General features: G+C 67.2%; 9 protein-coding genes and 1 pseudogene. 5 read left to right on the top strand and 5 right to left on the bottom strand.

Features of this window, described 5'->3' with window-relative positions:
* Positions 1-331 (bottom strand): annotated as a pseudogene (locus tag AC5RWD_RS13650) (HNH endonuclease signature motif containing protein); the annotation flags it as partial.
* A gap of 186 nt (positions 332-517) precedes the next feature.
* Between AC5RWD_RS13650 and AC5RWD_RS13645 the strand changes: the two are divergent.
* From AC5RWD_RS13645 to AC5RWD_RS13630, 4 genes are all read left to right on the top strand, one after another.
* The gene (locus AC5RWD_RS13645) at positions 518-2,071 is read left to right on the top strand and encodes an amino acid permease (protein WP_494020518.1); all 1,554 of its coding nucleotides are present in this window, start codon (positions 518-520) and stop codon (positions 2,069-2,071) included.
* A 256-nt stretch (positions 2,072-2,327) separates the two neighbouring features.
* Positions 2,328-2,582 (top strand): hypothetical protein, encoded by a 255-nt coding sequence (locus AC5RWD_RS13640; protein ID WP_494020517.1) that lies wholly within the window; start codon positions 2,328-2,330, stop codon positions 2,580-2,582.
* Between the two features lie 41 nt (positions 2,583-2,623).
* Positions 2,624-2,842, top strand: coding sequence for a helix-turn-helix domain-containing protein (locus tag AC5RWD_RS13635; RefSeq protein ID WP_494020516.1), 219 nt, complete (start codon positions 2,624-2,626; stop codon positions 2,840-2,842).
* An 80-nt stretch (positions 2,843-2,922) separates the two neighbouring features.
* Entirely contained in the window at positions 2,923-3,558 is a 636-nt protein-coding gene (locus AC5RWD_RS13630; RefSeq protein WP_494020515.1) for a LysE family translocator, read from the top strand.
* Positions 3,559-3,607: 49 nt separating this feature from the next.
* Here the strand turns inward: AC5RWD_RS13630 and AC5RWD_RS13625 are convergent, their stop codons facing one another.
* On the bottom strand, positions 3,608-4,357 hold the full coding sequence (locus tag AC5RWD_RS13625) for a 3-hydroxybutyrate dehydrogenase (protein WP_494020514.1): 750 nt from the start codon (positions 4,355-4,357) through the stop codon (positions 3,608-3,610).
* Between the two features lie 152 nt (positions 4,358-4,509).
* Between AC5RWD_RS13625 and AC5RWD_RS13620 the strand changes: the two genes are divergently transcribed.
* Positions 4,510-5,427 carry a LysR family transcriptional regulator gene (locus AC5RWD_RS13620; protein ID WP_494020513.1) on the top strand — a complete coding sequence of 306 codons (918 nt, stop codon included), beginning with the start codon at positions 4,510-4,512 and terminating at the stop codon, positions 5,425-5,427.
* Here the strand turns inward: AC5RWD_RS13620 and AC5RWD_RS13615 are convergent.
* The 3 genes from AC5RWD_RS13615 to AC5RWD_RS13605 all read right to left on the bottom strand — a co-directional run bounded on the left by AC5RWD_RS13615 (position 5,413) and on the right by AC5RWD_RS13605 (position 9,595).
* Positions 5,413-6,336 (bottom strand): spermidine synthase, encoded by a 924-nt coding sequence (locus AC5RWD_RS13615; protein WP_494020524.1) that lies wholly within the window; start codon positions 6,334-6,336, stop codon positions 5,413-5,415. The genes AC5RWD_RS13620 and AC5RWD_RS13615 overlap by 15 nt on opposite strands.
* 212 nt (positions 6,337-6,548) lie before the next feature.
* Positions 6,549-8,081 carry a D-glycero-beta-D-manno-heptose 1-phosphate adenylyltransferase gene (rfaE2, locus tag AC5RWD_RS13610; protein WP_494020523.1) on the bottom strand — a complete coding sequence of 511 codons (1,533 nt, stop codon included), beginning with the start codon at positions 8,079-8,081 and terminating at the stop codon, positions 6,549-6,551.
* A gap of 95 nt (positions 8,082-8,176) precedes the next feature.
* Positions 8,177-9,595 carry an aldehyde dehydrogenase family protein gene (locus AC5RWD_RS13605; RefSeq protein ID WP_494020512.1) on the bottom strand — a complete coding sequence of 473 codons (1,419 nt, stop codon included), beginning with the start codon at positions 9,593-9,595 and terminating at the stop codon, positions 8,177-8,179.
* Positions 9,596-9,745: the final 150 nt, after the last annotated feature.

The following is a 9,745-nucleotide window of genomic DNA, read 5'->3' as shown; positions in this document are numbered from 1 at the left end:
GGACACCGGCGATCTCCGATGTCACGGCCATCTCCCTGACCGTACGGTCCTGCGGGGACGCGGCCGGTGGCGTCATGGCCTTCTCCACGTGGGCGTAGCCGGCGACGAGCTGCACCTTCAGGGCCGCGAGCCGGGCGTCCATTTTGGCCAGCTCGGCCAAACCATCCAGGCACGCATCCGCCCGGTCCCGCAACGGATCAACACCGTGCACGCCCGACATCTGGCCACCCTCCAAGGGGCCATTTCCCATGGCGACCTCAACAAAAACAGCCAGCGCAGAGACGGAGGCGCCGATAGCCTCCACCGTCTCGACAGCTGCACTGCTTTCCATACCTGCAGCATTTCACGACCCACTGACATTATTGCCGGGGTGATCGCCGGGCCAATTACTTCGGGCCGCAGCCGACATTCACAGTCTGAAATCGAAGACACCAAGAGCCCGTGAGGCTCATCACAGCTCCCCTGAACATGGTCTGCTGGATAGCGATCCCCCTCCCAATGACGAGAAGGTATTCGCATGCCACAAGCCCAAGCAGCAGCCGACACAGAGGCGCCCGACCGCCCAACCACGGACAGCACCACCACTGAAAGCACGGCTACCGAAAACACCGCTAGCAACGCAATCGGGACCGGGCGCAACGCAGTCGGAACCGCCGTCGAGACCGTTCTGAACCGCGGCCTCAACGTCCGCCACATCCGTTTCATGGCGCTCGGCTCCGCGATCGGCACGGGCCTGTTCTACGGTTCGGCCTCGGCCATCCAAAAAGCCGGCCCTGCCGTGCTGTTCGCGTACATGATCGGCGGCGCCGCCGTGTTTATGGTGATGCGCGCCCTGGGGGAAATGGCCGTGCGGCACCCGGTGTCCGGATCCTTCGGGCAGTACGCCAGCCGGTATCTGGGCCCGCTGGCAGGCTTCGTGACCGGCTGGACCTATGTTTTCGAAATGGCGATCGTGGCCATCGCCGATGTCACCGCCTTCAGCATCTATATGGGCTTCTGGTTCCCGTCGGTGGAGCGGTGGGTCTGGATCCTGGCCATCATCTTCCTCCTCGCGGCGCTGAACCTGCTGAGCGTGAAGGTCTTCGGCGAACTCGAATTCTGGTTCACACTGGTCAAGGTTGCAGCCATTATCGCGATGATCGCGGGCGGTGCGGGCATCCTTGCGTTCGGGTTCCAGAACGGTGGCACCTCGGCCGCCCCGGACCTGGGGAACCTGGTGGAGCACGGCGGCCTGTTCCCGAACGGCTTCGAGGGGCTCTTGGCCTCCTTCGCCGTCGTCATGTTCGCCTTCGGCGGGATTGAAACCATCGGCATCACGGCCGGCGAGGCAGCCGACCCCAAGAAGGTGATCCCGAAGGCCGTCAACACAGTGCCGGTCAGAGTCCTGCTGTTCTACGTACTCACCCTCGGTGTGCTGATGAGCCTCTTTCCGTGGAACGAGATCGGCAGCAACGGCAGCCCGTTCGTCCAGATCTTCAGCGGCCTGGGCATTCCCGCGGCACCGCACATCCTCAACGCCGTGGTGATCACCGCCGCCCTGTCCGCTATCAACAGCGACATCTTCGGCGCCGGGCGGATCCTCTTCGGTTTGGCCAAGCAGGGACACGCGCCGCAGAGCTTCGGCCGGGTTTCCCGGCATGGCGTGCCGTGGATGACTGTGGTGATGATGGCCGGGATTCTGCTGGTGGGAGTGGTGCTGAACGCGGTCATTCCGGAAGATGTCTTTCTGCTCATCGCCTCCATCGCCACCTTCGCCACGGTCTGGGTATGGGTGATGATTCTCGCCTCCCATGTGGCGATGAAACGCGAGATCGCCCGGAAGGGCATGCCGGCGTCGGACTTCCCATCGCCCTGGTGGCCGGCGTCATCCGTCCTCACCATCGGCTTCATGGGACTGGTGATTGCGGTACTTGGCTTCTTCGAGGAAACCCGCGTTGCGCTCTATGTCGGAGCCGTGTGGCTGAGCCTGCTGGTGGTCGCCTACCGGCTTTGGGTCAAAGGCAACGGACGACGGCGGGCCCACCTCGAGGATGAGACCTCACCGCTGCCTGTGGTGACCAAAACTGAGTAGCATTCCCGCGAAAATGGCGCGCCAGGCTGGAATAAGCAGAAACAAGTAGTAAAAAGGGGAAAAGACAGGTACTTCGCGCCTGTTACACGAGTGCCTGGTGTGATAAATGAGGTAAGTGGTACTCGTGTGACGTATGTGATTCCTTCCTACAGTGGACTACACGGTGCCAGCCGGCTGGGGCAATGACCCCGGAAGATGACCCGGACCCGCGCCGCCAGTGATTCGACGAATGGTCACACTTTGAAGGAGTGGTCCCATGTTGGAAATCCAGGCCGGGGCGCCGGCAAAGCATAGTCAATCCGGGCGGTCACCCGGTTTCCTGGCCCTGACACTGCAGCGGGCGCGTACTGCCGCTGTTCCGTACAGGATCGGCGACGTCCTGGTGGGCGACGATCCGTTCAACGGCAGGCGCGAAGGCACCGTGGTAGCCAAGAACGGCCGGTCCATCGGCATCCGCTCCGCGGACCAGGTGTACTTCTACGACTACCGGCAACTAAGGCGGCCGGACTAGGCGGATCCCGCCAGTCCAGCCGACCAACAGGAGCCGATCCGATGTCTATCGCCAACTTGCCTACCGCATACCTCACCATTGCCGAGGTCGCCGCAGCCCTGCGCCTTTCCAAAATGACCGTCTACCGGATGGTCCGGGCCGGGACGCTGGCGGCCGACCGGTTCGGCAAGTCTTACCGCGTGCCAGAGTCAGCTGTGGAGGAGTACATCCGGGCCTCGGGCAGCCCGGCTACGGAGGACCCGCACGGCGCACGCGGTTGAGTCCGGAACCGCCTCGGACGCAGCGCGCCCTGAAGCACTTGGGTGCTGGCTGGCTGGCATCCGCGGCGTTACGATCAGGCATGCTCCCACTGCAGAATCTCCTGGCCTTTGCCTTGGTCTCCGCGCTGCTGATCGCCGTTCCTGGCCCCAGCGTCCTGTTCGTCATCGGACGCTCGCTGGCTTTGGGGCGGCGCGGCGGCCTGCTGAGCGTTCTCGGCAATGCTGCCGGCGAACTGCTGCAGATCGCAGCGGTCGCCCTGGGCGTCGGCGTGGTGCTGGCTGAGTCGGTGCTGCTGTTCACGGTGGTGAAGTTCGCCGGCGCGGCCTACCTTGTATATCTGGGAATCCTGGCGGTGCTCCACCGCCGGGGCGGCCCTGCCGGCCCGGATCCGTCCATGCCGGCCACCACCCGGCGGATTCTGCGCGAAGGCTTCATTGTGGGTGCCACAAATCCGAAGTCCGTGGTGTTCTTCGTAGCGGTCCTCCCCCAGTTCGTGGACCATGCTGCCGGCGCTATTCCGGCCCAGCTCGCCCTACTTGGCGCCACGTTTCTGGGCATCGCGCTGGTCTCTGACAGCGCCTGGGCACTCGCCGCAGGAACGGCGAGGCAATGGTTCGCCCGCTCACCCCGCCGGGTGGCAGCTGTCACCACCACTGGCGGGGTGATGATGATCGGGCTCGGCGGCACCCTCGCCCTGACGGGCTCAAAGAGCTAGGTTGGCTGGCCAAAGTAGGCGGCGGTGGGCCCACGGCGTCCGGTGGAAATTACCGGGCGGACCAGCCCCCGTCCATCGTGTAGCTGGCACCCGTGACCATTCCCGCGGCGTCGGAGGACAGCCATGCAACCAGCGACGCCACCTCTTCGGGTTCCACGAGCCGTTTCACCGCGGACTCGGTGAGCATCACTTTCGCCAGGACCTCCGACTCCGGAATCCCATGGACACGTGCCTGGTCCGCGATCTGCTTCTCCACCAGCGGGGTTCTCACGTAGCCGGGGTTGATGCAGTTGGACGTCACCCCGTGCTCGCCGCCTTCGAGGGCTGTCACCTTGCTCAGCCCCTCAAGACCGTGCTTGGCCGAGACGTAGGCGCTCTTAAACGGGGAGGCCCGGAGACCGTGGACCGACGACAGGTTGATGATGCGCCCGAATCCGTTGGCGTACATATGCGGCAGCGCGGCACGGATCAGCAGGAAGGGCGCTTCGAGCATGAGCGCCAGGATCCGCCGGAACGCCACGGGATCGAAATCCTCGATGGGGCTGATGCGCTGAATGCCGGCGTTGTTCACCAGGATGTCGCAATCCAGGCTCAGCGCGGCAAGTGCCTCGACGTCCAGGAGGTCAACTGCCCAGGACGTGCCGCCCACCTCGTCGGCGAGGACCGCGGCGCCCGCTTCGTCGACGTCAGCCACCACCACCTTGGCTCCCCTGGCGGCGAGCTCCCGTACGCACGCCGCGCCGATGCCGCTGGCACCGCCGGTAACCAGGGCCTTGCGGCCGTTCAGATTCTTTTCCACGTCCGGACCTTGTGCGTCCACAGTCTGCTCCTCAAAGTGTCCACGTTGACACGTGCCGCCACGTGCAGCACTTCCGATTCACCCGAGTATTCCTGCAGAAGGAACGCGGTTCAATGACTAATCGGGCACTGGATTCGTGCAAAATTGCAGATATGGATGCCAACCCGGACGACCTGCTGGTACTGCTCGCCGTCTCACGCTCGGCGAAATTCACGACGGCGGCCCAGGTCCTGGGCCTGAACCACACCACCGTTTCACGCCGGATCGCCGCGCTGGAAAAGGCCCTGGGCGGCCGTGTCCTGGCCCGGGCGTCCGGTGGTTGGGAGCTGACCGAACTCGGCGCCCAGGCCGTGCTGGTTGCCGAGCAGGTGGAAACGGCGGTGCGTGCGCTGGGACCGTCGGGCCAGGCACCTGACCCGATTACCGGCGTCGTACGCATGACGGCGACCGACGGTTTCAGCGCCTACATCGCCGCTCCGGCGGTGGCGCGGCTAAGGAGGGATCACCCGGGGCTCAGCGTGGAGATCGTCACCGTCACGCGCCGGGCGCTCCAGCAACGCTCGGGACTGGACATCGAGGTGGTGGTGGGAGAGCCTCAGGTGCACCGGGCCGAAGCGTTCCGGCTGGGCGAGTACGAACTCGGGATGTACGCGTCCCGCTCGTACATCGAGGCCAACGGAATGCCGGACTCGGTGGAGGCCCTGACCGCCCACCCGCTCGTGTACTTCGTGGATTCGATGCTGCAGGTGGACGACCTCGATGCACCGCGACGGCTGGTGCCGGCCATGCGCGACGGCGTCAGCTCCACCAACGTGTTCGTGCACGTGGAGGCCACCCGGGCCGGCGCCGGTGTGGGGTTCCTCCCCTGTTTCATGGCCGACCGGCACGAGGACCTGGTCCGGCTGCTGCCCGGAAACATCGCCGAACGGCTGCCCTACTGGATGGTCCTGCGGCCCGATTCGATGCGCCGGCCGGCCGTCGCCGCGGTAGTGACGGCGCTGCGTGAACAGACCACCGTGCACCGGCAGTGGCTGCTCGGGCAGGGACGCGGGTCCTCAGCCGCTGACTGAAGGCTGCCGCGCAGTGTCGGCGCTGGGTTCCGGAGTGGCGGGCGGCGGGACGTCGCCGCTGGCTTGGGTATCCGTGCCAGGCGTGGGGTCGTGGCGCACCTGGGCTCCGGCGACGAAGGACCGGACCTTGGCGTCGTTCCAGATGTGGGCGGGCACCGCTCCGCCCAGGAGCCGCCGGGCGAGCTGCGGATCGTCCTCGAACGGCTGGTCGCTGCCGGCCATCACCATGTTGCCGTACCGGCGTCCCTTCAGCATGGCCGGGTCCGCGATGATGATGGTGTGCTCGAACGCGGCCGCGATGGTGGCGGCATCCTCACGGGCTTTTTTCAGGTCCGGGCCGTCGCCGGAATTCACCACGTAGATGCCGCCGGGCGCCAGCACCCGCCGCACCTGCACGATGAACTCCGCGGTGGTCAGCGGAAAGGGGGTCACCGCGCCGGCGAACACGTCCCGGATGATGAAGTCGCGCGTGTCCGGGGTGAGGGTTTCGGTCACAGCGCGGGCCTCGCCGACGCGCAGCCGCAGCAGCGGAGCCTTGGGCAGGTCGAACCAGCCGCGGACGTATTCGGCCAGCTTCCCGTCCAGTTCCACCACCACCTGCCGGGCGTCCGGGTAGGCAGCATGGAAGTAGCGGGCCATGGAGCAGGCTCCGCCGCCCAGATGCAGGCCCCGCAGCTTGGGCTTGGTCTCCGTCGGCCAGCGGGATTCGATCAGGCCGGACATCCAGCGCATGTACTCGAAGTCGAGGAACAGCGGATCGGCAAGGTCGATGTGGGAACTCATCACGCCGTTGATGCGCAGCAGCCAGCCGGTGGAGTTGTCCTGGTCGGCGATGAGCTCGCAGTCACCGGTGTCGATGTAATAGACGCCCTCAACGGGGCCGTCTGCACGAACTGCCCCGGGACGCATTTGCCGAGGAACTTCCAGGACGTCCGAGGCCGCTGCACCGCCTCGTCTGCCGCCGGATTTGTTGCCCGCTTTGGGCCCCGATTTTCCGCCTGACTTGGTGCGCCGTGCCATCAGTTCTCCGCCGCTTCCGTCATGCTTCAAGCCTAGTTGACCCCAGGCTGCCGCAGCCCCCGGCCTCCGCTCCCCGGGCGCCCAGCGCCCAGCGCCCAGCCCTATGACTCCGGCACGGGCGCCCCCTCGCCATTCCGGATGCGCTGGACCATGGCCGTTGTGGAGCGTTCGGCCACGTAGTCAAGGATGGTCACCGAGCCGCCGTAGGCCTCTACGGCTTGGGTTTCGGCCAGCATCTCCGGCGTGTAGTCCCCGCCCTTGGCATAGATCTCCGGCCGCAGCTGCTCAATGAGGGGAATCGGGGTGGGGGTGTCGAAGACGGTCACGTAGTCCACGCAGCTCAGGGCCGCGATCACGGCCGCCCTGTCGGCCACGCTGTTGATGGGGCGGTCCGGTCCTTTGAGCTTCCGCACAGAGTCGTCACTGTTGAGCGCCACCACCAGGATGTCGCCGAGCTGCTTGGCCTGGTTCAGGTAGCGCGTGTGCCCGCGGTGCAGGACGTCGAAGCAGCCGTTGGTCAGCACCACACGCTGCCCGTCGCTGCGGTGGGCTCGGATGTGCCGCTCCAGTTCGTCGGCCGCCAGCGCGGTGTCCGCGAAGCTCTCCAGGTAGCGGCCCAGCTCGTCCGTGCCGCATACCGATGTCCCGGGATGGTGGACCACCACGTCCGCCGCCGCCTGAGCCAGGTCGAGGCTGGCCGTCAGCGGCAGCGACGCGGCACGGGCCAGGGTCAGCGCTGCCACGAAGGTGTCGCCCGCGCCGGAGGCCTGCTTCTCTTTGGCAGGACGCGCCCACGTCCGGTGCGGGTTTCCGGCCCCCGGAATGAGGACGGTCCCGTCCCGGTCCAGCGTGACCACGACGGCGCGTGCTCCCGTCGCCTGCAGCAGCTCGCCGCCGTGCGCGGTCACCACCTCTGCGCGCTCGGGTCCGCTGCCCAGCCGAAGGTCCAGCATCCTGGCCGCCTCCTGCGCGTTGGGCGTGACCAGGTCGGGCTCGAGTCCTGCCCACGGCCGGGGATCGTGCGCGTCCACCACCACAAGCGTGTCCGGCCCGCGCCCCGCCAGCGATTCGATGAGCCTGCAGCGAACCGGTTCCGCCAGGACTCCCGTTCCGTAGTCGCAGATCACCACGGCATTCCGGTGTCCGACGGCGGCGGGCACCGCCGCCTCGAATGCCGCCAGGGCGTCGGCCGGGACGGTTGCCGCGGAGTCGTCGAAGCGCAGCAGGACCTGGCCGCCGCTGCTGATCCGGATCTTGGTGGTGGTGACCATGTCCGGGTGCTCGGTAAGCAGTGCGGTGTCCACCCCGGCGGCGAGCAGTTGCCGCCGAAGTTCCGCTCCGGCGTCGTCCGCTCCGATGATTCCGGCGACGCTTACCCGGGCACCGAGGGCAGCCAGGTTCATGGCGGTGTTGGCGGCGCCGCCAGGGGCAAAATCACGCCGGGCGATGTCCACCACGGGAGCGGGAGCCTCGCGGCACATCCTGTCGATCGAGCCGGTCCACCAGCCGTCGAGCATGAAGTCGCCCACGACGGTGACGGCCGGCTGCTCCTGGGCCAGCCTCCGCGGAAGCCATGCCGCCAGGCCACGCTGTTCGGAAAGCACCGGTTCGGAATGCTCTGAAGCGGAAAGCACTGGTTCGGGAAGCACCGCTTCGGAATGGTGCGGTAAGGAAACCTCCGGGCCGCCGTCGTCCCCGGGGTGTCCCCCGATGCCGGGTGCTGCGGCGGTCACAGCGCTGCCCCGTCGGTTTCAAGAGCAGGCGGTGCAGCGATGTGCACCACCTTGACCCGGCTGAACTCGTCCAGGAGTTCGGGGCCGTAGCCGAACCCCTGCCCGCTTTCACCCCGGGGTTGGGCGGCCCCGCCCGGGGCGCCGCCGAACACCTCGTTAATCTTGACAGTGCCCACCGGCAGCGCGGCAACGGCCTGCTGGGCATGGGAGATGCTGGCAGTCAGGACGGTGGCGGCCAGTCCGTACCGGCCGGCCGAGGCGAGGGCGAGCCCCTCCTCGAAGCTGTCCACCACGCGCACGGGTGCAACAGGGCCGAACGTCTCCTCGGCCATCACGTCCATGGTGTCGGTGCAGTCCACGAGAACCGTGGCCGGGTAAAAGGCTCCGGGGCCGTCCGGGACCGTGCCGCCCTCCAGGGCACGCGCGCCCAACTGCAGCGCCTCGGCAACGTGCCGGTGGACCGCATCCCGCATCCGGGTGTCCACGAGCGGCGCGAGCGGATGTTCCGTGTTCCGGTCCCGGGCCTGCCCGGCCAGCGCCTCGCAGAACGGTTCGGCGATGGACCGGTGGACGTAGATCCGCTCCACTGACGTGCAGATCTGCCCGCTGTTGCTGAAGGCCCCGATCGCCGCCTGCTCCGCTGCCCAGCGGGGATCAACGTCCGCATCCACCAGCAGCGGATCGTTCCCGCCGTTTTCCCTGATGACATAGGCACCCGTCAGCACTGCCGTCCGCGCAATCCGGTCACCGGTGGCGCTGGATCCGACGTGGGCGAACATATCCACGTCCGGCTGCTGTGTGAGGAGGGTCCCGACGTCGGCCCCGCCGGTGAGGGTGACCAGCACATTGGGCGGAAATACCGGCGCCAGGGCCTCCCCCAACAGCTTCCCCAGGTGGGGGCATCGCTCGCTCGCCTTATGGATGGCGGTGTTCCCGGCGACCAGGGCCGCCCCGATGAGTCCGCAGGCCACGGCGACGGGATCGTTCCACGGGGTCAGCAAGACGGCCACGCCGCGGGGCTCGGCGACGGTGTAATCAGCGGCCAGCGCGTTGCCGCGCAGGCTATGCCCGCGGTGTACGGGACCAAGTTCCGCGTACTGCTCCAGCGTGGAAACGCCGGCGGCAATGCCGGCAAGGGCTTCATCCAGCGGACGGCCGGTCTCCTGCGCATTCAGTTCGGCAAGCCCGGCAGCGGCCGCCTCCAGCGCCCGGGCGGCCTCGCGCAGCAGCTTGCCACGCTCGCCCGGAGGCGTTGCCGCCCAGCCGGGCTGGGCTGCGCGGGCAGCCGCCACGGCTCCCACCACATCATCTGCGCCGGCGACGGAAAGGCTGCCGACGGTTTCCCCGGTCCGCGGGTTCAGGATGGTGAGCGTGTCTTCCGCATTGGCCAGCTCGCTGGTGATGGTCGATTGCATGTGGCTCCTCACTGGGGTGGGCCTGAGCCGCGGGGCTGCAGGCGCTGGGCCTCAAGGCGCTGGTCCTTTGGCATTCTGCTCAGTGTTCCGGGCGGTTCCGTTCCGGCGGTTCCGGGCATCCGTTCCCCGCCCTCTCTGAGGTGATCCGTA

It is taken from the genome of Arthrobacter sp. CMU6, assembly GCF_059090205.1.
This window is presented reverse-complemented; position numbering and strand designations above follow the sequence as displayed.

Bases quoted from the DNA above. Each gene is read 5' to 3' on its own strand.
- AC5RWD_RS13620 (WP_494020513.1), top strand. From the start codon at position 4,510: ATGGATGCCAACCCGGACGACCTGCTGGTACTGCTCGCCGTCTCACGC.
- AC5RWD_RS13615 (WP_494020524.1), bottom strand. From the start codon at position 6,336: ATGCGTCCCGGGGCAGTTCGTGCAGACGGCCCCGTTGAGGGCGTCTAT.
- AC5RWD_RS13645 (WP_494020518.1), top strand. From the start codon at position 518: ATGCCACAAGCCCAAGCAGCAGCCGACACAGAGGCGCCCGACCGCCCA.
- AC5RWD_RS13635 (WP_494020516.1), top strand. From the start codon at position 2,624: ATGTCTATCGCCAACTTGCCTACCGCATACCTCACCATTGCCGAGGTC.
- AC5RWD_RS13640 (WP_494020517.1), top strand. From the start codon at position 2,328: ATGTTGGAAATCCAGGCCGGGGCGCCGGCAAAGCATAGTCAATCCGGG.
- AC5RWD_RS13630 (WP_494020515.1), top strand. From the start codon at position 2,923: ATGCTCCCACTGCAGAATCTCCTGGCCTTTGCCTTGGTCTCCGCGCTG.
- AC5RWD_RS13605 (WP_494020512.1), bottom strand. From the start codon at position 9,595: ATGCAATCGACCATCACCAGCGAGCTGGCCAATGCGGAAGACACGCTC.